Here is a 26,273-nt window from a genome sequence, read left to right on the forward strand (position 1 = left end):
GTCAGACGAACCGGTTTACATAGTTTTCAAGAATTTCCTGTCGCCCCGATCTCGGTTGTGGGTTGATCGAACCATTCACGACATCCGCAAAGATGCTGTCAAAATCGCTGTTCAGCATCGTCTGCGCCTCATTGCTGTCCCAGCCCGCGTATCGATCCTTAAGAGCTGCATCCAATCCGCCATCTTCCAGCATCGCTGCCGCAGCCATTAGTCCCCTTGCACAGATATCCATCGCGCCGACATGTGCCGCAATCAGATCCACTGCATCCAATGACTGACGTCGCAGTTTGGCATCAAAGTTGGTGCCCCCGGTTCCCAGGCCACCGGCTCGCAGGATGTAGTAGTATGTCAAAGCAACCTCGGGGACGTTATTGGGAAATTGATCCGTGTCCCAACCGGATTGGTAGTCATTGCGGTTCATGTCAATCGACCCCAACATCCCTTCAGCCGCAGCCACCGCGACCTCATGCTCGAACGAGTGCCCGGCCAAAATCGCGTGCCCCTGCTCCAGGTTCAGTTTTACCTCATTCTCCAGCCCGTACTTTCGCAAAAATCCGATACAAGTTGCCGCGTCAAAATCATACTGGTGTTTGGAGGGTTCTTGCGGCTTGGGTTCAACCAGAATTGTGCCCTTGAAGCCGATTTTGTGTTTGTAATCGACAACCATGTTCAAGAAGCGGCCCATGTGGTCCAGCTCTCGTGAAAGATCCGTGTTGAGCAACGTTTCATACCCTTCACGCCCTCCCCACAAGACATAGTTCTCGCCACCCATCTTGTGGGTGGCGTCCATGCAGGTCTTCACGGTTGCAGCCGAATAAGCAAAGACATCCGGGTCTGGGTTGGTCGAGGCACCAGACATCCAACGACGATGGCTGAACATGTTCGCCGTTCCCCACAGCAGACGTGTTTTGCGGGTTTCCATTTTTGCCAGAAAATAGTCGATGATCTCTTCAAAATTGCGCAAGGATTCTGCAAAATCTGCCCCTTCCGGCCGAATGTCAGCGTCATGCCAGCAAAAAAACGGTTGCCCCAGAATGTCGAACATTTCAAACGCAGCATCTGCTTTGATCTTGGCTCGCCCCATTTCATCCTGCGGGTGCCATGGGCGTTCAAAGGTTTGACCTCCAAACGGATCCCCACCTTCCCACGCGAAGGAATGCCAGTAGGCAACGGCAAACCGCAGGTGATCCTCCATCCGCTTGCCCAAGACGACTTGGTCCGGGTTGTAATGACGGAACGCCATCGGGTCAGAGCTGTCAGGGCCTTGGTAGGTGATCGGAGCGATTTCGGGGAAAAACTGTGTCATGGCATGGCTTTCAAGGCGGGATAGGACGAAGAGAAGACTGCGTAGGCGTCCTCGAACGCGGGTTGGAGAGTTTGGTTGGGGTCAACGGTTTCAGCAATCAAGGGTTTGGTCATGATCTCTGACGGCGCAGCACCAGTTACACCACATATCGCCAAGCGGGCCGCCCCAAGGGCGGCTCCGAGTTCGCCTTGCTTGGGGAGTTGCAAAGGAATTCCCAAAACGGTGGCCAACAGCTCCACCCAATAGCGCGATTGCGTGCCTCCACCGATTGCCAGCAGACTGGGCAGGTTCGCTCCGGTCTTCCGCAAGGCCTCAAGACCGTCACGCAGTGCAAAGCTGACACCTTCCAGAACGGCCTGGGTCAACTCGGCACGATCCGTCGCAATGTCCAACCCCACGAAAGCCCCCGTACTGCGCTGTCGTTATGCGGTGTGCGCTCTCCTGACAGATACGGCAGAAACTTCACCTTTGACGGAGTGCGAACGTCACGAAGCTCACTAGTCAATTCGGCTGGCGTGGCGCCCGCGATCTTTGACAGCCAGTTCAGACAATCGGTAGCCGCAAGAATGACGCCCATCTGATACCAGGTATCAGGCACAGCATGACAAAACGTGTGAACGGCGCTTTCCGGTTTTGGCTGGAAACCATCGCGGGCCGCCAGCAACACCCCTGACGTTCCAAGCGAGACGAAACCGTCACCTTCGTTTAGCGCGCCAACGCCGCAAGCGGCCGCGGCATTGTCCCCGCCGCCTGCAACAACTTGTACGTTTTCAGACAACCCTAGGTCACGTGCCAGCTCTGGCCGGATCATTCCGACGACATCCGTTCCCTCAACTAGGTCGGGCATCTGGTCCAGCCGCATCCGGCTTGCTGCCAACAAGTGTCCAGACCATTGGCGAGCACCTACGTCCAGCCAACTTGTTCCTGCGCTGTCCGACATGTCCGAGACGAATCGACCTGTTAGCCAGTAACTCAAGTAATCCTTAGGCAGAAGAACTTTTCCAACCGCCGCAAACAGATCAGCTTCGTGTTCTGCCACCCACAACAATTTGGGAGCGGTAAATCCGGGAAATACGATGTTACCCGACAAGGCTCGCACCTGCGCTAGCTGATCAAGACGAGCCGCCTGCGCATGACTGCGCGTATCATTCCAAAGTATGCAAGGCCGCAAAACGGAACCCTCTGCATCCAAAAGCGTCGCACCGTGCATTTGACCGGACAGCCCGATCCCTTCTACCCGCTTCATTGCTTCGGGACGTTCCGAAGTCAGCTTGGCAATGGCTGCCTGACATGCAGCAACCCAATCCTGTGGGTTCTGCTCGCTCCAGCCGATTTTGGGATAAGACACGGCAAGTGACTGGTCCGCACTGGCCTGCGGTGTGCCATCCACGTCGACAAGCAGCGCCCGCACCCCAGAGGTTCCCAAGTCCAGTCCGATAAACATCCAGTCTCCCCAAGCGTGATTTGCACGCGCTGTAACAATCATGCTTTATTTAATTTTTATGTCAAATTAAAATTCAGCAAGCGCGTTGATCCTTGATTTTGCAATGACTTTTGTCGAAAACAGACCACAATTCTTCCGCAATTACCGCCTGATCAAAGTCGTAGGCAGGTCAGAACCAAAAACCGAACCACCCCTGCCGGTATTGGTGTTAGAAACGTTTCGGTAGAAGAGCGGCAAAGGAGTTCGCATTGAGGATTACCTTTCTCAGTCCACGGTCCAACCTGTCAGGCGGGACTCGTGTGATCGCCACGTATGCCAGAATGCTGCATGACCGTGGGCACCAGGTCACGATCGTGACCCCTTGCGAACGGATCGAAAGCCGCAGGGAATGGCTCCGTTCACTGCTGCCAGGCGGAAAACCTGAATACGCAGATGAAATCGGGCACTATCACAAGATTCCTGAATTGGTTCACGAAGCCGCAACCAGTGACTTTCAATTCTCGGAAACCGATATACCGGACGCAGATGTAATCATCGCAACTTGGTGGGAAACGGCATTTGCAGCCGCTGCCATGCCAGCAAGCAAAGGGCACAAATGTTATCTCATTCAGGGGCATGAGGTGTTTTCACCGCTCCCCGGGCAGATATCGCGTGCGACCTACTATCTGCCCCTTCAGCCGCTTGTAGTGGCAGGATGGCTCGATGATGTCTTGCGTCAAGAATACGATCGCAACGATGCTATCGTGATGCCAAATGGCGCAGACCTGTCGCAATTCCACGCACCTGTACGGGGCAAATCTACGCAACCAACAATCGGATTTCTCTATTCGTCGAACCCAATCAAGGGGACAAGAACCGCGCTCAATGTCATCAACCGGGTCCATAAGAAATTTCCATCACTTCGCGTCGTCGCTTTTGGCACCGAAACCCTGCCGCCAGAAATATCCCTGCCCTCTGGAAGCTCTTACTACAGACGTCCGGAACAGGACGAAATTCGGAAAATCTATGCTCAATGCGATGTTTTTCTGGGCACCAGCACGTCAGAGGGGTTTTACTTACCCCTGCTCGAAGCAATGGCATGCCGCACTCCGTTTGTGTGCACTCGTGTGGGGGCCGCGCCTGACCTGATTGTCGATGGCGAAACCGGCTTTGTTGTGGATGTCGAGGACGAAGACGCGCTTTCAGAAAAAGCCATTCAGATACTCGCGTTGCCCGAGGCAGAATGGAGACACATGTCTGATGCCTGTTTTTCAGTTGCACAAAAGAATGGGTGGGAACAGGCCTGCGACAGAATGGAAGAAACTCTGACAGCTCTGTTGAACGGGCAAACACCATGAGCGTTGATCTGGTTTTGATCGGGCGAAACGAGGGGGAGCGCCTAGTGCGCGCCCTAAATGCCGCAGTGGGACAAGCCGAGCGCATTGTTTATGTGGATTCCGGTTCGACAGATGGCAGTGTCGCGGCAGCACGTGACGCGGGCGCACAAGTTGTCGAGTTGGACATGTCCATGCCATTCAGCGCTGCTCGGGCGCGAAACGCGGGTTACGAACACTTAGCTTCCGGCTCCCCGCCAGTGTACGTCCAGTTCATCGATGGCGACTGCGCCTTGGAACCTGATTGGATAAAAGAAGCAAGCCAAGCGCTTGACCGCGACCCCAACCTCGGGGTCGTTACTGGCTGGCGCTCGGAGGTCAATCGAAATACCAGTGTTTACAACCAGATGTGCGATTTTGAATGGCATCGCCCAGCAGGTCCGATTGAAGGTTGCGGCGGCGACATGTGCGTTAGAGCCGAGGCATTTTCTGCAGTCGGAGGCTTTGCCCCCCAGGCGATCGCAGGCGAAGATGAAGAATTCTGTTTACGTATTGCCAAGGCCGGATGGAAACTGGAGCGTCTCCCGCTTGCGATGACGCGACACGATGCAAATATCACTCGATTTTCGCAATGGTGGCGCCGTGCGGTGCGAGCTGGACATGCCTATACCCATGTCGCGGACCTGCACCCAGGGCACTACCGTCGTGAACGCCTTAGAATACTCGCCTATGGGCTAGTCTTGCCGATGATCGCCCTTGTCGGGAGTTTCGTCTCCTTTTGGCTGCCCGCTGGTGTGCTGGCGCTGTACGGGCTGTCGTATTGCAAAACGGCGCGTGATTTGCGGTCCAATGGCCTTCCTGACGATGAATGCTATCGTCATGCTGGGTTCTTAACGATATCCAAATTCCCAAACCTCTTGGGAATGCTCAAGTATTGGCGAACACGCCGCTCCGGAGACCTCCACCAGATTATTGAATACAAATAGCCACGTGCTCTGACTGTTTGGATTGTGGAGCTGCAACCCCAGTCCGGCGTCTTGCTATTTTTGTTCCCTGCGAAGTCGTAATGCCTGCTGCACCTGACGCGGCAGTATCGCAAGGCAAAGCATATACCTAGGGACCAGTCGCACCGGATTCGAAAGAGCTCGCCACACCCATTCAAGGGCCAGAGCACGTACCCACCGTGGGGCTCGAACCTGATGCCCGCCAAGAAAATCCAAGCCTGCACCTATCGAAGCAAAACCCACGCGAGGGCATATCTGGCGCCCCAGTACCGCCAGGCTTTCTTGCTTGGGTGCTCCCAACGCAAGAAAACACAAACCGACTTCTGCCTCATTCAGTTTTTTCAAGATAGTCGCAGCCAACTCTCCATCTGTCACAAACCCAAATGGTGGCGCCTCGCAGTAGACTATTTTGATACCGGGAGTGTCCGCTTCCAAAGACGCCTTTGCGTCCTCCAGAGCCTGCGCTGTACTCCCTACCAAAGCAACGGGCACACCTTCGGCAGCAGCTACCTGGGCCAGCGGGCCTACCAGATCAGATCCGGGCAAGAGTTCGACCGGTTGCTTTGCCAACCTGGACAGCCAAACAATTGGCCGCCCATCTGCGACAACAAAATCTTGCGCGGCGTAAACCTTTGCGAACTTGTCATCTTTACCCAGCTTAACCAGGTGGTCCAAATTGATCGTCGCCAGCGCAAACCCCTGACCGGATCGAAACCTTTCGCCAACTTTTGACAACAAGGTTTCCCGATCAGGGATATTAACCTGAATGGTCGTGCCGGAAAAAGAAAACTGCACGCTGTGCTCCTGCCCTTTGTTCTTTGCTTATAGATGTAAAAACCAAAGCGCCAGAGTGGTGTGCCGTTCCCGCAAGACGATGCAAAACCGCTTGATTGTCGCCACTTCAATGCCCCATTGCCACGCTATACCGCGACACGTCAGCCCGAGGCTGCTACTGTGCACACAACAACCTGACCAGAAGAAACTGGACCCGATGCCTAACGCGTTCGCATATCTGATGCTGTTGATTTGGCCCATTGTCTGCGTGATCCTGTTCCGCAAAATCCCACTCGAACGTGCGATTATCTGGAGCATTCTGGGCGGTTATCTAATCCTTCCTCCGGTTGCCGAATTTGACCTGCCATTGGTACCGTCCATGAACAAGGATTCCATATCTTCGATCGGAGCTTTCATCGGTTGCACTCTCGTTGCTGATCGGTGGATGTCGATGTGGCCGCGGTCGGTGCCGTCCAGGATATTGGTCGCTTTGTTCTTTTTGTGTGTCATCCCCACGGTTCTGACCAATCAGGAACCCATGGTTTTTCAGGTCCTCGCGGGCAGTGAGCCCATTCGGTTCATAACAAACCACGTCCCAGGCTTGGGGTTGCGGGATCTGCTCTCTGTGATGATCAACCAAGCCGTTGTTCTACTTCCATTTTTTCTTGGCATGACGTTTGTGTCAACAGATACAGGTTTGCGTGAGCTTCTGATCGGATTGGCGGTTGCCGGGCTGGTTTATTCGATACCTGCGATTGCGGAAATTCTGCTCAGCCCATTGATAAACATCTACGTCTACGGGTTCTTTCAGCACGATTTCCAGCAGATGATCCGCGAAGGCGGGTTCCGACCCATCGTGTTCCTGCCCCATGGCTTGTGGCTGGCATTCTTCATGGTCACTGCACTAGCGTCTGCAGCTGCTTTGACTCGCATGTCGCGAGGCAGAACGCGACTATACTGGGGCGCCGCGACTGCCTATTTGCTTTTGGTTCTCAATGCCTGCAAAAGCCTTGCGTCTTTGGGCTATGGCTTATTGCTGACGCCGGTAATGTTGTTCTTTGGCGAGAGACAAAAAATCTTACTCGCTCTGGTTCTTGCTTTCTTTGCAGCAGGTTATCCGATGCTGCGAAATGTGGGCGTCGTTCCGTTGGACGAGATCGTTGCCCAGGCACAAGAAATCAATCCAGCGCGGGCGCAATCACTGGAGTACCGTTTCGACAACGAAGAAGCACTACTTGAAAGAGCCCACGAGAAACCCTGGTTCGGGTGGGGTGGTTGGGGCCGAAATCTTGTTCGGCATCAGGAAACTGCCGATATCCTGACGATTCCTGACGGCATGTGGATCATTATCTTCGGCACCTTCGGCTGGGTTGGTTATGTTGGGCAGATGGGATTGCTTACCTTGCCAATTCTCTTGTTGTTCATCTACAGCCGAAAGATCCCGGCTTCCGAATTATCCCCTTATGTGGCGCCAATTACGATAATCCTGGCTGCAACCATGATGGACATGCTCTTGAATGCGACCCTAACGCCATTTACGTGGTTATGTGCGGGAGCAGTATTGGGTTACGCGGAACGGTTGAGGTTCCCGGTCAAGGAGCAACGCCGCCCTACATTGTTTGGCGAAGGGCCGGTCATGCGGGCCCGATCACAGCCAAAGGGCAGCCGCAGTATTCTGTGATCATTTTCCCCTTAACTTGATGTCTTCTTTGATCACATATTGTTCGCATTGTTGCCGCAATGATCGGGGATCAAGGGGATTGTCGCGGTACCATGAGGGGGAACCGAAATGACGGAAATGCTTTATAGCACGAAATCAGTGCGTTAGGGTCATCTTGGTAAGATAGATAAAATTGAATGCTTTCGGCCCGGTTTAGCGTCCGGTACATTCGGTACGGGTGTGTGGGCTGATATGAACGAACTGGGGATCGTTTGGTCAGACTATGGTAGCAGGTAAAAAACAATATACTGGTGACATTGCCATTGTTGGCATGTCCGTTTGCGTCCCAGGCGCCTCTTCAACTTCGGAATTTTGGCGCAACTTGCGGAACGGAGTTGAATCTATCCGTTCACTGGACGAAGAGACTTTGCTGGCTGCTGGCGAAGACCCAAACCTGCTATCCGATCCGAACTATGTACCAGCTGCTGCTCTGCTGGACGGGTTTGCCGACTTTGACGCCGATTTCTTCGGGTTTAGTCCAAAGGAAGCTGCAATCCTTGACCCACAACACCGCAAGTTTCTTGAAGTCGCTTGGGAAGCAATGGAGGATGCCGGGCATCCCCCCGAAACTATTGACGGCCCTGTCGGCGTCTACGCGGGCTGCGGAATGGGCAGCTATTTCTATTTTAACATCTGCTCCAATCCTGGCCTTGTGGATGAGACGGGCATGTTTTTGTTGCGTCATACTGGCAACGACAAGGATTTCCTGTCGACACGGGTGAGCCATGTCTTTGACCTCAAAGGGCCGTCAATCAACATTCAAACAGCGTGTTCCACGTCTTTGGTCGCTATCCACTATGCCTGCAAAGCCCTGAGAGAGGGCGAGATTGACATGGCTCTCGCAGGTGGCGTCACCATCGAACTGCCGCAGGGTCGTGGGTATCTCTACAAGGAGAATGAGATCCTTAGTCCGGACGGTCATTGCCACGCCTTTGACCATCGCGCGCAGGGAACTGTGTTCGGCTCGGGTTCGGGCGCAGTTGCGCTGCGTCGACTGGATGAGGCGATGGCGGATGGTGATCATATCTGGGCCGTGATCAAAGGCTCGGCTGTGAACAATGACGGCGCAGCCAAGGCCGGATACCTGGCGCCAAGCGTCGATGGGCAAGCCACAGCAGTGGGCGCGGCGCTGGCCGAAGCTGATGTCGCCGCTGACACCATCGACTATGTCGAATGTCACGGCACTGGAACGTACCTGGGTGACCCAATCGAAATCTCTGCCTTGACCGAGGCTTACCGAAAACAAACCGACGACGTTGCCTATTGCCGCGTTGGATCAGTCAAGACCAACATCGGGCATCTGGACACGGCAGCGGGAATCGCAGGTTTGGTAAAAACCACGCTTGGCCTGCATCATAAGAAAATTCCGCCCTCTTTGGGCTATGAAGCCCCGAACCCAGCCATCGACTTTGAAACCAGCCCCTTCAAGGTCAATGACCGACTGAGTGACTGGACATCACACAAGGGACCGCGTCGTGCAGCTGTGAACGCGCTCGGTGTCGGCGGCACAAATGCTCATGCAATTCTTGAGCAAGCACCTGATCGCGGCGCCTCGGACGAAAGCGACTTTCCGTTCCACGTGCTGTGTCTTTCTGCCCGTTCAAAATCGGGACTGGATGCAAATGCCAGAAGCCTGGCAGATCATTTGCGATCCAATCCTGACCTGGATCTCGCCGACGTAGCCTATACCTTGAAAGAAGGCCGCCGTGCTTTCGAAAAGCGCCGCGTGTTGGTCGCGGAAACACCCGAACACGCCGTTGAACTTTTGGAAACTGCCGATCCTCGGATGGTGTTTTCGCATGACGCGATCGAAGGTTCGCCAGACACAGTGTTCATGTTCCCGGGCGGCGGTGCGCAATACGCGGGTATGGCACGCGATCTTTATGAAACCGAACCAGTGTTTGCCGAATGGATGGATCGTGGGTTGGAACACCTGCAAAAACAACTCGACTACGACATTCGCGCTATCTGGTTGCCTGAAAATGGCTCGGCTGAAGCAGAGGCAAAACTGACCCAGCCGTCGGTTCAACTGCCTTTGATCATGATTGTTGAATACGCTCTGGCTCAACTCTGGATGGATTGGGGGGTAAATCCTGCAGCTCTCGTTGGTCATTCGATGGGTGAAAACACGGCCGCATGTCTGGCGGGTATCATGTCATTCGAGGATTGTATTGATCTTGTGCTGCTACGCGGGCGTCTGTTTGATACCGTTCCGGCCGGAGGAATGCTGTCGATTTCGCTCCCCTTGCCAGAAGTACAAGCCATGATAGGTGACGATCTGGACATCGCATCGGTCAATGCCCCACGACTGACAGCAGTGAGCGGGCCGCAGAATGCTCTGGATAAGCTGGCGCAGGAGCTGGTTCGTCAAGATATCGATCATCAGCGCATCGCGATCGACATCGCGGCACACTCGCGGATGCTGAAACCAATTCTGGATAGCTATCGTTCATTTTTACAAAGTATTAGCCTTTCGCCGCCTCAGATGCCGGTGTTGTCAAACCGCACGGGGCTGCCACTGACGAATGAGCAGGCCACCGATCCGGAATATTGGGTGGGTCAGTTGCGCAATACCGTGCATTTTGCCGATTGCATCAACACGCTGGCAACTGAACCATCCCGCGTCTATTTGGAAGTTGGACCTGGCAAGGCTTTAAGCTCGCTGGCACAGATGGCTGACAGGGTTTCGCCCGGGCAGGTTCTGAGCTCGCTGCGGCACCCGGATCAAGATATCCCCGATGACGCATTTTTCCTGCAAGTAATCGGGCGTCTATGGGCGTGTGGAGTTGAGGCCGATTGGCCGCAGATATGGGGTGAAGCCAAACGTCATCGTCTACCGCTGCCGACCTATGCATTTCAGCGAAGCCGCTATTTCATCGAACCCGGCACGCAAAGCACACAAGTCAGCACCCCTTCCCTGAAACGCTCGGATGACCTTGGAGACTGGGGCTGGCGCCCAGCATGGCGCCCTCGGTTGGCAGAATGTGACGTAGACGTTGAAACCGAGTTGGAAGAGACCGAGCCACTAAACTGGCTGATCTTTGAGGACGATGCAGGTGTCGCGGCCCCTGCAATAGAGCGCTTATCCGCAGCCTAGCCATGTCGTTACCCGGATACGAGCAGGCGACACATATGCCAAACTGGGAGATGATTTGTATCAGGTCCCACCTGAACAGGGGCGACATGGTCACGACAACCTGTTTCACCACTTGACCGAAGCAGACCGACTGCCCGATCGGATAGGTCACTTCTGGCTGGTTACACGCTCCGAAACCTTCCGTCCTGGTCATAGCTTCTATGACCGCAACATGGAGCATGGCTTCTTGAGCTTGACGTCACTGGCGCAGGCCATGACCAGCGTCGAACTGCCCGGAGCACTGCATATTGCTGTCTTCACCACGGGCGCTGCGCAGGTTCGTGGAGAAGCACTACCCTATCCTGAAAAGGCCACCATCGCAGGGCCCGCGGGCGTCATCCCGCACGAGATGTCCGGCGTCACCTGTGCCACGATCGACATCGACTTGCCCGAGGTCGAGGCCGTTAATTTTTGGTCGCGTGGCCGCACAAAATCACCCCTTGGGGATGATACACTTACAACTCGCATCCTGGAGGAATTGCTGGCCGAGCCTGGCAACACGATTGCGGCTTTGCGCGGCACCCAACGATTTGGACAGAGCTACAAGCACCTTCAGTTGAAGTCTCCCGAAGCAGCCGTCTTCTCTGAGGGAGGGACGTACCTGATAACCGGTGGCTTTGGCGGTATCGGCCTGACATTGGCAGCCGATCTGATGCGCAACAACAATGCCAACGTCGTGTTGCTCTCACGTGATGTCCTGCCTCCGCAAGAGCAGTGGGACAGTTATCAAAGCACTCACAGTCCCAACGATCGACTGGTTCGACGAATTACTGCCATGCGCGAACTACAGGCTATCGAGACCGGCCGCGTCATGGCTGTGTCTGCAGATGTTTGCAACATCGACCAAATGCGTGCTGCTGTTCGACTGGCTGAAGACACCTTTGGCGCCCTGAATGGCGTGATACATGCTGCGGGGCACATCGCCGATGGACTAATTGCCACCAAGAACGAAGCCGAGATTCAGCAGGTTCTGGCCCCCAAGATTAACGGCCTACAGGTTTTGAACACCTTGTTCCCAGATGGAATGTTGGAATTGATGGTACTCTTTTCCTCGTCCAGTGCCGCAACGCGCCCTGCTGGTCAGGTCGATTATGTCGCTGCAAACGAGTACCTGAATGCTTGGGCAAGGTCTCGCCGAAACGCCGCAACTCGTGTTGTGGCCGTAAATTGGGGTGTTTGGTCGGACGTAGGTATGGCCGCGGAAGCCATGTCAGCGCGCACGGATGGAGCCCAGCCAACCGAGCGTGAAGCCACCGACTTGCCGCTGTTAGACGAGATGGGGTTCGGTGCCGACGGCAACCGAATCTTTGTATCGCACATGCGCCTGGACGAGCACTGGGTGTTCAACGAACACCGCACACGCGATGGAACCGCGCTCATGCCCGGCACTGGTTACATTGAACTGGCGGCTCAGGCTCTCAAGGCGCATGGGATCGACGTTCCCTACGAGATCCGGGATCTGTTTTTCTTCCGACCACTGGACGTGAAGCCCGACCAATCCCGCGAGGTTGTGGTCCGGCTCGAACACAAGGCGGACGAAGTGACATTTACTGTCCACAGCAATGGTGCTGACGGGTATGTTCTGAACGCACAGGCGACCCTGAATTTGCTCGATGACGCGCGTCCAACTCCATTGAACCTGAGTAATATTGCAACGCGCTGCCCAAAGTCCGAAACAGCACCGTTGGATGGTCGGTTACGTTCGCCGCAAGAACGCCATTTGAACTTCGGATCGCGTTGGCATGTGCTACGCAACACGGCCTTCGGTGACAGCGAAGGATTGGCGCGGCTGGCGCTGCCTGACGTCCATCACAGTGACCTTTTACAAGGCTATCAAATTCACCCGGGTCTGATGGATCTTGCTACGGGTTGGGCCATCTCGTTGGCGGAAACCTATGACGACGAAGCGCTTTGGGTGCCCGTTTCATATCGCAGTCTTCGGGTCTATGATGCCCTGCCCGCAGACGTCCGTAGTTGGGTGCGCATGTCAGAGGGCGCCACTCCAATCAGTGGATTTACGTCTTTCGACATCACCTTGTGCGACGCGCAAGGCAACATCTGTGTCGATATTTCCGGCTTCCAGATGAAGCGGTTGACCGAAGAGTTGGCGATAGAGATCTCGGGTCCTGCCGATGCCTCAGCCGTGGATCTGGGGCTAGCAGCCCCTGGCATCGATGCTCCACTCTCACCCGAAGAACTCAGACTGCACCGACAGATCGCGCAAGGTATTCGAGCCGACGAAGGTCCCGCGGCTCTGCGCCGCGCAATTGCGGCGGACCGACCTCAGGTGATCCTCAGCCCGTTAAATCTGCCTGCTTTGCTACAACAGGCTGATGCCGTATCCGAACAAGTAAGCGACAACGCGCAGAGTTTCGAACGACCTGATCTTGATACCGAATATGTTGCACCGGAAACCGAAATCGAAAAGACGCTGGCTGGGTTCTTTGAAACTTTGCTGGGTGTTAGTCAGGTTGGCACTCAGGACAGTTTCTTTGACCTCGGTGGGCACTCGTTGATTGCGGTTCGCTTGTTCGCCCAAATCAACCGTATGTACAAGATCGAGTTCCCGATCTCAGTCCTGTTCGAAGCCCCCAGTGTGGCAAGGATCGCAGAAAGGATCGCTGCACGAGTGGGGGACATATCATCGTCCGTCGAAGACAATACGCGCCCAACAGACACTGAGTATAAGCATCTCGTGCCGCTGCATCAGGCTGAAAACTCAAGTGCCACACCATTCTTCCTTGTCGCAGGTATGGGCGGCAACGTGTTAAACCTGCGCCATCTTGCCCTGATGTTGGGCAATGATCGTCCGGTCTTTGGCCTTCAAGCTAAAGGTTTGGTCGGAACCGACGAGCCGCATAGGCGCCTGGACGACGCTGCCCGGGCCTATGTGGCCGAGCTTCGTATGATCCAACCAAGCGGTCCCTATATGTTGGGCGGTTTTTCCGGCGGTGGTATTACGGCCTATGAAATGGCGCAGCAGCTCACGGCTGCCGGTGAGGAGGTTGCCGTTCTGGCTCTGCTGGATTCCCCGTTGCCCATTCGCCCTTCATTGACCCGCAAAGACAAAGCACTGATCAAACTCCAGCAGTTCAAGTCAAAAGGGCCTGCGTACTTGCGCGAGTGGGTTCGCAATCGCTGGCAATGGGAATTGGAAAAACGCAAAGCCCCGCGACCCGAAGAAAACGTTGCAACTGCCTTTAACAACGTCAAGGTTGAGCTCGCGTTTCTCGAAGCCATCCAGGCATACCAAGTGCAACCGTGGAGCGGCCCAATGACCCTTTTTCGGCCCCCAATGGACAAGCACTGGAAAGTCAGCGGCGGCAATTGGGTGAGTGAGCAACGCGAGTACGTATTCAATGACAACGATTGGGGCAAATGGGCCCCCGAGGTTGAAGTCGTCGAAGTTCCGGGTGATCACGACAGCATGGTCTTGGTACCTAATGTCTCGGTATTGGCTGAAAAGCTGAGAACCTATCTTGACCAAGCAGACGGAGACAACAAAACCGACAGTGCGACCTGGGCAAGCGCAACGGCTGCCGAGTAGATTACATGTCAGATCAGTCGATTCTCACGGTTATCCTGAACTATCGCACACCTGAACTTACGCTCAGAGCCTGCGAGGCGGCGGTGCGCAGCATCGAAGGAACGAATGGCGAGATTGTTGTGGTCGACAACGCTTCAGAAGATGGCTCTTTCGAACTGCTTCAGAACACCGCAGAACAAAACGGATGGAGCCACAACAACCGGGTGCGGGTTCTGCAAAGCGGCCGAAATGGAGGGTTTGGTGCGGGCATGAACTTTGGCATGCGTGCAAACCTGTCATCGGGCGCACAACCGGACTTTTACTATGTTTTGAATTCAGACGCGTGGCCCGAGCCGAATTCAATCAAACTCTTGCGTGATTTTCTACACGCCACCCCCACGGCGGGTTTGGTTGGCAGCTACATTCAAGGTGAGGATAACGTACCGCACCAAACGGCATTTCGTTTCCCGTCCATCACCGGGGAATTCGAGGCCGCTGCGCGAACCGGGCTTGTCAGCCGGGTATTAAAAAACTCCATCATCACACTGCCGATCTCAAAGCATGAAATGCGTGTTGACTGGACCGCAGGGGTGAGCCTGATGATCCGACGAGAAGTGATTGAAGCAACCGATGGCTTTGACGAGAATTTCTTTCTGTATTTCGAAGAAACTGATTTGTGCCGCCGGGCTGCCGCAATGGGATTTACCACGCACTACTTGCCACAAAGCAAAGTTGTTCATCTTGGATCCGCAAGCACAGGCATGAAAACCTGGGATCGGACTCCACCCTATTGGTTTGACTCGCGTTTGCGGTATTTAGTCAAGAACCATGGTGTCATCTACGCAACCATCTCAACATTCAGCCTTGTTTTAGCCGGATCGCTTTGGCGCATTCGCAAGTTCATTCAGCGAAAACCACAGGCAGATCCAAACTGGTTTCTATGCGACCTGGTCACCCACGCCATCGCATCAATATTTCGCGGCCCGGCTTACAAGATTCCACCTTCCCCCGGTTCCCATTGTGAAGGATCCTAGATGACTGGTTTTTCCTGCGTCGTAATTGGCAATGAATCTCTATTAATTGGCTGCGCCGATGCGGTCATGGATCAGGGACACCAGATCAGGGCTGTCATTTCGTCAGATCCTGCAATCCAGTCCTGGGCTGCGTCAAAAGGCCTGCCGCATGGGGACAAGGTCTCGACCCTGACAGAATTGTTCCAACCGGGTGACATTGATTGGTTGCTCTCGATTGCCAATCTTCAGGTGTTGGGGGACGATATCCTGTCTTTACCGGCAAAGGGTTCGGTGAATTTTCACGACGGTCCCCTTCCCCATTATGCTGGTCTGAACACCCCTGTATGGGCCTTGCTGAATGACGAAACAAGCTATGGCGTAACCTGGCACCTGATCGAGAAAGGTATCGATACAGGTGACATCCTGGCTCAGCCCACGTTTGACGTTGGATCAGATGAAACCGCCTTGTCGCTGAACTCGAAATGCTATGCAGCGGCTCTCGACAGTTTTTCAGATGTATTGGAGCAACTGGAAAACGGCTTGAGGCCGACTGAGCAGAATTTGACGGATCGCCGTTATTTTGCACGCGATGATCGACCTGATGCGGGTGGCTCTCTGGATCTGACCCAGTCCGCTGACCGCTTGGCGACTGTTGTCCGATCGCTGCACTTTGGAGAATATTGGAACCCGTTGGTGTGCCCCAAGATCGAAACGGACAATGGGCTCATTGCCATCGGGTCTGCAAGCCCAACAGGGGACAACAGCGGCAAAGAACCGGGAACCGTTCTACAGTTTGATACCTCGGGTTTGGTGGTCGCGACAGGACAGGGCGACATTCGCTTCGAACAGCTTACCACACTTCACGGAAGCGCCTTGTCGCTTTCGGATTGGGTCAAAGTTGGACAGGTTCTTCAAAGCCCAACGGTTGATCAGGCCAAGCAGCGGTCCGATGCCATCTCTTCAGTGCTGGCGGGTGAGCGTCATTGGCGCCCGGTTTTGCACAGGGGCAAACCTGTCGCCATGCCACTGGCCACAGGCGCCACAAACGGGGAATGTGACACGGTTCAAATTGCGGTACCTCAAGGCGTTTCCGTCGAACAATTAGCGCTGGCCGCGGCGGTTTGGGCGCAACACGGTGACGGGTCAGAAGAAATCGTGATTGCTCTTACCTCTGCACCTTTGCAGACAAAGGCCAATCTGGCGCCTGGATTTGTCGAACCTTGGGTTCCCCTCCCCGTATTCGGAAACGAGACTTTATCTGCAATCGCTAACCGACTTACCACCACTACAGATCAAGCTGCGTCGCTCGGAGGATTTCCGTCCGATCTGCCAGTCCGAGACCCTGCAATCACGGGTTTCCAAATCCCGCAGATCGCCATTTCGCTAGACGCGGCAGGTCCAATAACCGGAAGCTGCGTCACTGTTTCGCTGCAACCCGAACAGGCTGTTTTGCACGTAGATCGAGCATCGTTTGACGCGGCCACGATCGCGCTTTTGGCACGACGCTTGGAAACGGCAATAGAGCAAGTTCAAGACGCCAATAAAGATAGCTCTATCAGTAACCTATCAATCCTGTCGGCTTCGGAACGGGCACGTATTCTGACCAATTGGAACAGCAGTGCCAAAAGCTATGATCGCAACGAAACCGTACATCACGCCTTTGAGACACAAGCGGAAAGATCTCCAGATGCTGTTGCGCTTGTCATCGATGACAAGGCCCTTAGCTATAGCGAACTGAATAGACGCGCCAACAGTGTTGCCGAACGTTTGCGCGCCATGGGCGTTGGCCCTGGCGCTAACGTAGGCCTATACACCGATCGCTCACTGGACATGGTTATAGGTGCAATGGCAATCCTCAAGGCGGGAGGGGCCTATGTGCCGCTTGATCCCGCCTATCCATCCGATCGCATCGCGCACTATGTCAAAGACAGCCAGGCAAGCGTTCTGATCTCACAACGCGACATGATCACGAACCTACCATCCTCGGATGCAGACATCCTGTGCATCGAAGACGTCGAGACCGACCCTGAAGCCCGTAACGTTGACGGCGGAGCAACCGCCGACGATTTGGCTTATCTGATCTACACTTCTGGTTCGACAGGCACCCCAAAGGGCGTGATGGTCGAGCATCGGAACGTCGCCAACTTCTTTGCCGGGATGGACGACCGCATCGAGCACGAAGACGGCGCTGTCTGGCTGGCAGTCACCAGCCTCAACTTCGATATCTCTGTACTAGAATTGTTTTGGACGCTTGCACGCGGCTTCAAAGTGGTTCTGACAGGCAACGAAAACCGTGCCGTTGTTTCGAACGGTCCAATCACACAGATTGATCGCCCTATTGATTTCAACCTGATGTATTGGGGCAACGATGACGGTCCGGGGCCGAAAAAGTACCAATTGTTGCTTGAAGGGGCTAAATTTGCAGACGCGAACGGGTTCAACGCTGTCTGGACACCTGAGCGACATTTCCACGCGTTTGGCGGTCCTTATCCAAATCCGTCCGTGACAGGGGCTGCAGTTGCAGCTGTTACCAAAAACCTGTCCGTGCGAGCAGGTAGCTGTGTGGCACCCCTGCACCATCCAGCGCGAATTGCTGAGGAGTGGGCCGTCATCGACAACCTGACGGGCGGGCGGGCCGCAATCGGTTTTGCGTCTGGCTGGCAACCCGACGATTTTATCCTGAGGCCTGAGAACACGCCTCCGCAGAATAAACCAGCAATGTTTGAAAGCATTGAAACCGTTCGCAAACTTTGGCGCGGAGAGTCGGTAGAGTTTGTAAAAGCAGATGGTTCCACGCACGCAGTCGTAACCCAACCGCGACCTGTGTCAAAAAACCTGCCAGTTTGGGTGACAACAGCGGGTAATCCTGAAACCTGGATCGAAGCTGGACGAATAGGTGCAAATGTTTTGACCCACCTGTTGGGGCAAAGCATCGATGAAGTGGCCGAAAAGATCCAACTATACCACCGAGCCTTGCGCGAGGCAGGACATGCCCCGGAAGATCATCGCGTGACATTGATGCTGCACAGCTATCTGGCTGATACCCGCGAGGAGGCTGCCCAGATCGCTCGCGAGCCGATGAAAGACTACCTGCGTTCAGCTGCGGCACTGATCAAACAATATGCCTGGGCATTCCCGGCCTTCAAGAAGCCCAAAGGAGTTTCCAACCCTTTCGAAATGGATTTGGGGTCACTCAGCACAGATGAGCTTGAAGCCATCCTGGATTTTGCCTTTGAGAGATACTTCGAGGATTCAGGTCTATTTGGCACCGTGCAAGATGCCGTGGCCCGCGTCGAAAGCCTCAAACGGATAGGTGTGGATGAGATCGCCTGCCTGATTGACTATGGAATTGACCCGGAAGTTGTTTTGGAAGGGCTCAAACCCTTGGCCGAGGTGCTCCGGCTTGCCAACGCCCCTAGTACACTGGCCAACGATGACTTTTCTCTGGCGGCGCAAATCATTCGCCACGGTGTAACCCACATGCAGTGTACGCCGTCGATGGCGCGCATCATCTCGATGAATGACGAGGCTCGAATAGCATTGGGTCAGGTTGAACATCTCTTACTTGGTGGAGAAGCCTTACCAGCCGAATTGGTCAACGACCTGCGCCGTTGCACCAAAGCCAAGATCCTAAACATGTACGGCCCCACCGAGACCACAATCTGGTCGACTTGCCGGGAGGTACCGAACGAGCCCCAAGGTGTCGTCGACATTGGCACACCGATCGCAAATACGGCTGTCTACGTTCTGGACGACACAGGCGCACTTTGCCCGCTTGGCGTTCCAGGTGAACTTTTCATCGGCGGCGAAGGTGTCACTCGCGGGTATTGGCACCGCCGCGAACTGACTGAAGAACGGTTCGAGATCGATCGGTTTGCCACTGAGGCCGGGCTGACGGTTACGGCTGCTCCACTGATGTATCGCACCGGGGATCTGGTGCGATGGCGGGCAGATGGCAGCCTCGATTTTCTGGGGCGTGCGGATCATCAGATCAAAATACGTGGACAACGGATCGAGCTTGGCGAAATCGAAAACGCACTATCCGGTTTTTCCGGTGTTCGAGCATCGGTTGTCATTTCAAGAGAACAGGCAGGAAATGTTCAGTTGATCGGCTACATCACGACAGATACACCCGTTTCGGACGCCGCGCTGCGAAGCCATCTGGCCAGCTGTCTACCCGAGGTCATGGTGCCTACTCATATAGTGACGCTCGATCACTTTCCTTTGACGCCAAACAAGAAGATCGACCGCAAGGCCCTGCCGGACCCAACCCCTCAGAGCACTGCAAAACCGGTTCAAAGCGATCAGCCAACCGATGGTGTACAAGCCAAAATTGCGGCCATTTGGTCACGCACGCTCGGCGTGAGCGATATTCAACCGAACGACAATTTCTTTACTCTGGGCGGTCATTCTCTGCTGGCAGTTCAGGTGCACCGGGAACTTCGTCAGGTGCTCGACCAACCAAGCCTTTCGATCACCGACATATTCCGGTTTCCAACCCTGGGTGGGTTAAGCGCGCATCTGAACCAGGACTCAGTAGACGAACACCAGCCCGTCACCGACACTGCCGCCCGATCTGAAACAATGTCCAAACGCCGCGCCATGCGCGCAGGACGCCGGATGCGGACCCAATGAATGAAGCTGTTTCCTCTGCATTGATGCTGGCATCATCCATTGTCGACCCGGTGGTTGCTCTGGCCGCGGCCGACCCCCAGGGCAATAATTCCGCGTACCCTGAAGAGTTGCTGGCTGTTAAGGGCGCCGTCCCAAAACGGCGACGTGAGTTTGCGGCTGGCAGAATGGCCGCCCGAAAAGCCATGGCCGAACTTGGCGCGCCCGCTATGGCAATTCCAATGGGACAAGATCGAGCTCCAATCTGGCCAGCGCCCTTGATTGGAAGCATAACCCACTGTGACCGCGCTTGCCTTGCCGCTGTCGCCTGGGTTGGTGACGTTCACATGCTTGGACTGGATATTGAGGACTTCACACCTCTTTCAAAAGACCTGCTCGAAACGGTCTGCACACCATCAGAGCAAAGTTGGTTAAGTCGTCAGGAAAATCCGTTACTCGATGCCAAGCTGGTGTTCTCGGTTAAGGAGTGCGTCTACAAGGCACAATATCCCCTCAGCAATCAGCTGTTTGATTTCCAGACCCTAGAGATGAGTTTCACAAATTCCCGTGATCGGTTTTCTGCTCAGTTCACGCAATCCGTTGCCCCCTTTGCACAAGGTGATCAGATTTCGGGGAAAATCGCGCAGGGCCATGGGTTGATTGTCTCGGCGGTCACAGTTCGTGCGTGAAAGCCGATTGCAGTCACGCTACAAATGTTTCTGACACAACCCAACCTGCGATCCTGTGAAACAAGTTAGGCCGACAATGCGTATTCTCTTATTGCTTCTGCCAGTTCTGATGGTCTTTTGTGCCGGGGTATATTGGTTTTGGTTGAAACCCCGTGTTCCTTCCGCAGCAGTGGTAAATGCTACCTATGCAACTCCGTTGCCAGCTCCAAAGGGACCTATGAATGTCTTTTTTCTGGGGCACAGCTTAGTCAACCAAGACATGCCCGCCATGCTGGCGCAACTGGCCGGAGATGGGCACAGATACAACAGCCAACTTGGTTGGGGCACCCAACTGAGAGCGCATTGGGAGCCGGATATCGAGATTTTGGGCTTTGACGAAAGCAACACGCGACCCGACGTGTTCCGTCCGGCCTCAGAGGCCGTTGGATCGGGAAATTATGACGCGGTTGTTGTGACCGAAATGGTCGAGTTGAAGGATGCGATCAAATACCATGAGAGCGTGAAGTATCTGGGACTGTGGGCTGATCTTGCACATGATGCCAACCCCGACGGCCGAATTTTTCTCTATGAAACGTGGCACTGGCTCAACGACCCGAAGGGGTGGGAGCTGCGGCTGGAAGAAGATCTTGAAAATCTGTGGGAAAACCGCCTTTTGTTGGTTGACCTGGCCCGACATCCTGATCGACCGGTTCATGTAATTCCAGCTGGACAGGTTCTGTTGCAATTCACGAAAGCTGTCAATGCAGCGGGCGGGGTTGATGGAATTTCAGGTCCCGAGGATCTGTTTGGTACTGACCCCGATGGCAAGCTCGATCCGATTCACATGGGTGATCTTGGGAACTACCTGGTTGCTTTGACACATTATGCCGTCTTGTACCAACAATCTCCGGTTGGTTTGCCCCATGAGCTTTTAAAGGCAGATGGCACCCCCGCCAAAGCACCCTCACCAGAAGCGGCCCTGTTGATGCAGGAGATCGTTTGGACAACTGTCACCTCTTATCCAAAAACCGGAGTTCCGCAATGAGTTGGCTGTCCACACTGGTCGGCGTTTTTTTTGTCGGGCACAGCCTGTTTGGTCCTACCAATCCGCAGATGATGGCAGAGGTTCTTGATCGGGCCGCTCCAAACGTTCAGGTGGACTATCAGATCATCAATGGCGCGCCCTTGTCCTATAACTGGACCGAACCCGACCGTGGCGAAGGCCTGAACGCCAGACGCGCATTGGCAGGCGGGGACTACAATGTCGTCGTACTAACCGAGGCCATTCCACTCGCCAATCATGCCGGGTATGGCGACAGTGTCGAATACGCGCAAAAATACTATGATCTCGCCGTTGGAGCAAACGCAGAAACCCGTGTTTTCTTGCAGGAAACCTGGCACGATTTGCGGTCCGGCAGCGGGATCGACATTGAATATGACGATGGCGACGACACGCCTTGGCTACAGCGTATTGAGCAAGACCTCTCTGTTTGGCAAGGGATTGTTGATGCGGTGAACACCAAACGCGATCCGGATGCCCCGCCGATGCAATTGATCCCTGCGGGACAAGCCATGTCGCGCCTAACTTCAGAAATTGCCGCAGGTTCTGTACCCGGTGTCGGAGGGATCGAAGATTTCTTTTCCGACAACATCCACCCCAACGACCTGGGCTTCTACTTTTTGACAATGGTCCAATATGCGGTGATTTCCGGGGAAAGTCCGGTCGGTCTGCCGCGACGACTACGGGACAAATGGGGCGGTTCATATCGTGCCCCAAGTCCGGCGCTAGCGCAGAGACTGCAACAGATCGCAAATGATGCGGCGGTTGCATATGACACCATCCGACCAACACCCCCTCCTCCGGAGCCCGTTACAAGCGACGCGTCAGACGAAGCCGATGTAGACCCCGAAGAAGCACAAGCCACCGTTGAACCAGCCGAACCCGTCGCCTTGCCAGAGGGGTTTCCGACACCGCCAGAGCCCGACGGTCCTGTACCCTTGGCGATTGGGCTTGCGGGCGTGAATGACTGGTCTGTGCAGCAACCGTTTCTGGACGTAATGAAAACCGCCCGCCCCTGGATCGGCCATTTGCCCCGGCAATTTGGTGGGTCAAGCCACGAAGATCTGCAAAAGGCCGGATATCTTGATGAATATGGTTGGCCCGAAGCAATTCCCCCGGAACTCAGCTCGATCGGAACTCTGATCCTGACCGATATTCCAGCTGAAGCGACCTCGACTAAGGGTCGATACCTTCTGCGGTATGAGGGCAAGGGCGTCGTCGAAGTTTCAGGGCGAGCCAAGAACGTTAAATATGGCAAGAACCGGGTCGAGTTTGATTTTGAGCCTGGCCCGGGTTTAGTCGACATTCGCATCCAGCGAACGCATTTGGGCGGGGATTATGTCCGAAACATATCGGTTGTTAAACTCGAACATCAAAATGCCTACGACGCAGGCGCCATCTTCAACCCGCTTTGGTTAGATCATCTGCAAGGGTTCGAAGTTTTACGCTTCATGGACTGGATGGAGACCAACAATTCAACCCAATCCGAATGGATCAATCGCCCAAGACCCACTGATTACACATATGCCCGTCTCGGTGTCCCACTTGAGGTTATGGTCGAACTGCTGAATAGAACCGGCGCAGACGGATGGTTCAACATGCCCCATCTGGCGACAGATGAATACATGCAGACCTTTGCTCAATACGTGGAAAAGACACTTTGGGTTGAGCAAAAAGCATATGTGGAATTCTCTAACGAGGTGTGGAACTGGCAATTTCAACAAGCGCATTGGGCCGACGAACAAGCTCTGGCTGCATGGGGGAAAAAGGACCATTGGGTTGCCTACTATGGCGGGCGTGCCGCCGAGATGGCACAAATCTGGAACAAGGTTTATGGCGATCAGGCACAGGATCGATTGGTGCGTGTAATCGCAACCCAAACCGGTTGGATCGGCCTGGAAGACTTGATCCTGGAAGCCCCTGATTGGGTGGCAGACAACAACAACAGAACTCGTCCCGCTGACTATTTTGATGCCTACGCGGTTACCGGCTATTTTGGCGGCCTGCTGGGGTTAGAAAACAGGCGAGAGATGGTTCAGAGTTGGTTGTCTGAAAGCCGGACCCTGGCCGAGAAACAGGGTCGGGAAAAAGGTCTTACGGGCTCTGGGTTGACGTCATTTGTTGAAAAGCACCGTTTTGACGCGGCTTCGGCTCAAGCATGGGCCGAACTGCGTGACGGTCTCGTCAGCGGTGAGTGGGAGGATACCCTGGCTCATAACCTGACCGAGCGTTTGCCCTATCAAGCCGAAGTTGCAAAAAAGTATGGCTTGGATCTGATAATGTACGAGGGCGGATCGCATGTCGTTGGAGTGGGGCCGATGGTAGATGATGAAGAACTGACAGCCTTCTTTACGCATTTCAACTACACGCCCGAAATGGGTGCATTGTATACTGAATTGCTTCGGGGCTGGCATGCGCTTGGCGGTCAGTTGTTCAATGCCTATGCAGACATTTACCGACCCAACAAATGGGGCAGTTGGGGTCACCTCAGATACCTGTCCGACGATAATCCCCGCTGGCGGGCACTTTCTGCATTCCGATGACCCAAACCCTAAGCATCATTCTTCCCGCCCACAACGAGGCGAACTTTATTGCGGACTGTGCAAAGTGCCTCTTTGACAGCGATCCGTTGCCCGTAGGATGGGAGGTCGACGTTGTTATCGTTGCCAATGGATGCAGCGACGATACAGCCGAAATTGCGCGTTCCATGGAAGAACAAGCACATTCGCTAGGGTGGACCTGGACTGTGATCGAGTTGGAGCAAGGCAGTAAGATCGGCGCCTTGAACGAAGGTGACGCCACCGCCGTGGGGACGATCTTTGTCTACCTAGATGTCGATGTTCGCGTCTCACCTCAGTTGCTCACACAAATCACCGAACACCTGTCTGATACTCAACCTGGCTATTGCAGCGGCACTCCAGAAATCGACGGAGGGGCGAATTGGGTGACAAGGACCTATGCGCGTTTTTGGTCCAGCTTGCCCTTTGCTCAAGATGGCTGCCCCGGTTTTGGCATCTTTGCAATGAACCAAGCGGGACGTGAACGATTGGGGCAATGGCCGGACATCATTTCGGACGACACATATGCCCGTCTGCATTTTGCGCCATCAGAACGGGTCCGGTTGCAGGCCCGATATGATTGGCCAATGGTTCAAGGGTTCCGCAATCTTGTCCGTGTTCGTAGACGCCAAAACCAAGGTGTGCGCCAAGTCCAACACCTGTTTCCCGAACTTGTGCAAAATGATGATGTAAGATCTCTGGGCTTCACCGAACTACTGAGGCGCCTTATTCGCGATCCACTGGGATTTGCGGTTTACGCAACTGTTGCGCTGTCGGTGAAAACCCCCTTGTTCAAAGATCGCTCAACATGGGCACGTGGTCGCTGAGATTCAGGTCTTGGCGCAGGCTCTCTAGAGCTCAATCCTGAAAAACTCGGCCAGTTTCCTAGCCTGGTCGTCAATATCATGACGCTCAAGTACTCGCGTTCTTGCGGCCTGCCCCATCTCCGCAATGTCGTCGATTGATTTTTCGGCAACCAAGGCAATAACCTCTGCCAGTGCCGAGGCATCGCCAGCAGGAACCAACCACCCGGATCGGCCCTGCTCGACCAATTCCGGTATTCCTGCAATCTGCGTTGCAATGACAGGACGCGCGGCTGCCATGGCTTCCATGACAACCATCGGCAAACCTTCAGCGAAACTGGGCATTACCAAAGCGTGTGCAGCATCGATCTCACGGCGTACACCTTCCTGATCCAACCAGCCCGTAAACCGCACCATCTTTTCCAAACCCGCGTCTATCACGGCACTCTCCAGGTCAGTTCGCATTTCGCCATCACCGACCAATGTGATCCTGACCTGGGGATGAATGCTCTGCAGAAGTGCAAGAGCGTTCACCAAAACCATCTGTCCTTTTTGTTCGACAAACCGTCCTATTGTGACCAAACGCAATGGCCCCTCTGGCATCGGCGCGTACGCCCCGAAGGCCGCGCGCTCAATTCCGCAATGAACGACCTTCAGACGCGGCCACGCATCAAACGGCGCCCAGCGACACAGTTGGCTACGGCCAAACTGGCTTACGCCAACTGCGAACGAAGCCCTCTCCAGCTTTTTTGCAAGGGACAGCCCATGAACAGAGTCGAATTCCTCGGGACCATGTACAGTGAAGGAATATCGACACCCACCCAAGGCGTCCGACAACAAGGCAACCGCTGTGGCGTTTGTGCCAAAATGGGCGTGCACGTGCGTGATACCTTGTGTGTTGCAATGGCGCGCAACATAAGCCGCTTCGGCAAGATAGATAAGATGACGAAATACCCCGGACGGTGACGCCCGGCCCATGTGCCAAGCCAGCGCACAGGCTTTGAACAGACATCGAGGTGACCGAAGGCCCACCAAAAACACATCCGACAACAACCCAAGGCCACCGCGATCCAGAACATATTCCGTCCGAGTTGCCTCTTCCTGATCTCTGACATCAACCAAAGTCGCATCACTGCGACGCATTGCCAGTCGAACAACGTCAAATCCGAGTCGTTCAAGGGCCTGTATTTCGCGGCGAATAAAGCTGTGCGAAGGCTGTGGATAGGTATTCAGGACATATGCGATTTTCACAGCGGCACCGTCAAGGAATGTGTCGTTCAAGTCCTAAACGGTTGCCCACACTCTGAAAAGCTCTGGCCGAAAACAGTTTTTGTTGT

The 26,273-nt window shown here is 54.6% G+C and carries 12 protein-coding genes and 3 pseudogenes; 11 read left to right on the forward strand and 4 right to left on the reverse strand.

Annotated elements, in window-relative coordinates; genetic code table 11:
* Position 1: 1 nt before the first annotated feature.
* The gene (gene xylA, locus ACZ1HE_RS17925) at positions 2–1,306 is read right to left on the reverse strand and encodes a xylose isomerase (RefSeq protein ID WP_472622976.1); all 1,305 of its coding nucleotides are present in this window, start codon (positions 1,304–1,306) and stop codon (positions 2–4) included.
* Positions 1,303–2,750: pseudogene (gene xylB / locus ACZ1HE_RS17930) on the reverse strand (xylulokinase). Before xylB ends, xylA begins: the two are co-directional and overlap by 4 nt.
* 248 nt (positions 2,751–2,998) lie before the next feature.
* Here xylB and ACZ1HE_RS17935 point away from each other — a divergent pair.
* Together ACZ1HE_RS17935 and ACZ1HE_RS17940 are read left to right on the forward strand one after the other, a co-directional pair.
* Entirely contained in the window at positions 2,999–4,087 is a 1,089-nt protein-coding gene (locus ACZ1HE_RS17935; protein ID WP_472622978.1) for a glycosyltransferase family 4 protein, read from the forward strand.
* Complete coding sequence (locus ACZ1HE_RS17940; RefSeq protein WP_472622980.1) at positions 4,084–5,049, forward strand: glycosyltransferase family 2 protein; 966 nt, start codon at positions 4,084–4,086, stop codon at positions 5,047–5,049. The genes ACZ1HE_RS17935 and ACZ1HE_RS17940 overlap by 4 nt, the downstream gene beginning before the upstream one ends.
* 54 nt (positions 5,050–5,103) lie before the next feature.
* On the opposite strand, the gene ACZ1HE_RS17945 is transcribed toward ACZ1HE_RS17940, so the two are convergent.
* Positions 5,104–5,862 carry a WecB/TagA/CpsF family glycosyltransferase gene (locus ACZ1HE_RS17945; protein ID WP_472622982.1) on the reverse strand — a complete coding sequence of 253 codons (759 nt, stop codon included), beginning with the start codon at positions 5,860–5,862 and terminating at the stop codon, positions 5,104–5,106.
* Positions 5,863–6,058: 196 nt separating this feature from the next.
* Between ACZ1HE_RS17945 and ACZ1HE_RS17950 the strand changes: the two genes are divergently transcribed.
* The 9 genes and pseudogenes from ACZ1HE_RS17950 (at position 6,059) to ACZ1HE_RS17990 (ending at position 24,960) form a co-directional block, all read left to right on the forward strand.
* The gene (locus ACZ1HE_RS17950; RefSeq protein WP_472622984.1) at positions 6,059–7,522 is read left to right on the forward strand and encodes a hypothetical protein; all 1,464 of its coding nucleotides are present in this window, start codon (positions 6,059–6,061) and stop codon (positions 7,520–7,522) included.
* Between the two features lie 262 nt (positions 7,523–7,784).
* Positions 7,785–14,244: pseudogene (locus ACZ1HE_RS17955) on the forward strand (type I polyketide synthase).
* A gap of 5 nt (positions 14,245–14,249) precedes the next feature.
* A complete protein-coding gene (locus ACZ1HE_RS17960) occupies positions 14,250–15,257 on the forward strand; it encodes a glycosyltransferase family 2 protein (RefSeq protein ID WP_472622986.1) in 1,008 nt (335 codons plus the stop codon).
* The gene (locus ACZ1HE_RS17965; protein ID WP_472622988.1) at positions 15,258–19,871 is read left to right on the forward strand and encodes a MupA/Atu3671 family FMN-dependent luciferase-like monooxygenase; all 4,614 of its coding nucleotides are present in this window, start codon (positions 15,258–15,260) and stop codon (positions 19,869–19,871) included.
* Positions 19,872–19,894: 23 nt separating this feature from the next.
* Positions 19,895–20,164: pseudogene (locus ACZ1HE_RS17970) on the forward strand (4'-phosphopantetheinyl transferase family protein); the annotation flags it as partial.
* Between the two features lie 30 nt (positions 20,165–20,194).
* Positions 20,195–20,536 (forward strand): 4'-phosphopantetheinyl transferase superfamily protein, encoded by a 342-nt coding sequence (locus ACZ1HE_RS17975; protein WP_472624541.1) that lies wholly within the window; start codon positions 20,195–20,197, stop codon positions 20,534–20,536.
* 259 nt (positions 20,537–20,795) lie between these two features.
* The gene (locus tag ACZ1HE_RS17980) at positions 20,796–21,560 is read left to right on the forward strand and encodes a hypothetical protein (protein WP_472622990.1); all 765 of its coding nucleotides are present in this window, start codon (positions 20,796–20,798) and stop codon (positions 21,558–21,560) included.
* Complete coding sequence (locus ACZ1HE_RS17985; RefSeq protein ID WP_472622992.1) at positions 21,557–24,118, forward strand: hypothetical protein; 2,562 nt, start codon at positions 21,557–21,559, stop codon at positions 24,116–24,118. Before ACZ1HE_RS17980 ends, ACZ1HE_RS17985 begins: the two co-directional genes overlap by 4 nt.
* Entirely contained in the window at positions 24,115–24,960 is an 846-nt protein-coding gene (locus tag ACZ1HE_RS17990; protein WP_472622994.1) for a glycosyltransferase, read from the forward strand. The genes ACZ1HE_RS17985 and ACZ1HE_RS17990 overlap by 4 nt, the downstream gene beginning before the upstream one ends.
* A gap of 24 nt (positions 24,961–24,984) precedes the next feature.
* On the opposite strand, the gene ACZ1HE_RS17995 is transcribed toward ACZ1HE_RS17990, so the two are convergent.
* Positions 24,985–26,187, reverse strand: coding sequence for a glycosyltransferase (locus ACZ1HE_RS17995; protein ID WP_472624543.1), 1,203 nt, complete (start codon positions 26,185–26,187; stop codon positions 24,985–24,987).
* Positions 26,188–26,273 lie beyond the last annotated feature (86 nt).

It is taken from the genome of Falsiruegeria sp. JB4-1, assembly GCF_055693495.1.

Coding starts and splice junctions, on each gene's coding strand:
- xylA (WP_472622976.1), bottom strand. CDS start 1,306: ATGACACAGTTTTTCCCCGAAATCGCTCCGATCACCTACCAAGGCCCT.
- ACZ1HE_RS17940 (WP_472622980.1), top strand. CDS start 4,084: ATGAGCGTTGATCTGGTTTTGATCGGGCGAAACGAGGGGGAGCGCCTA.
- ACZ1HE_RS17950 (WP_472622984.1), top strand. CDS start 6,059: ATGCCTAACGCGTTCGCATATCTGATGCTGTTGATTTGGCCCATTGTC.
- ACZ1HE_RS17960 (WP_472622986.1), top strand. CDS start 14,250: ATGTCAGATCAGTCGATTCTCACGGTTATCCTGAACTATCGCACACCT.
- ACZ1HE_RS17965 (WP_472622988.1), top strand. CDS start 15,258: ATGACTGGTTTTTCCTGCGTCGTAATTGGCAATGAATCTCTATTAATT.
- ACZ1HE_RS17975 (WP_472624541.1), top strand. CDS start 20,195: ATGCTTGGACTGGATATTGAGGACTTCACACCTCTTTCAAAAGACCTG.
- ACZ1HE_RS17980 (WP_472622990.1), top strand. CDS start 20,796: ATGCCCGCCATGCTGGCGCAACTGGCCGGAGATGGGCACAGATACAAC.
- ACZ1HE_RS17985 (WP_472622992.1), top strand. CDS start 21,557: ATGAGTTGGCTGTCCACACTGGTCGGCGTTTTTTTTGTCGGGCACAGC.
- ACZ1HE_RS17990 (WP_472622994.1), top strand. CDS start 24,115: ATGACCCAAACCCTAAGCATCATTCTTCCCGCCCACAACGAGGCGAAC.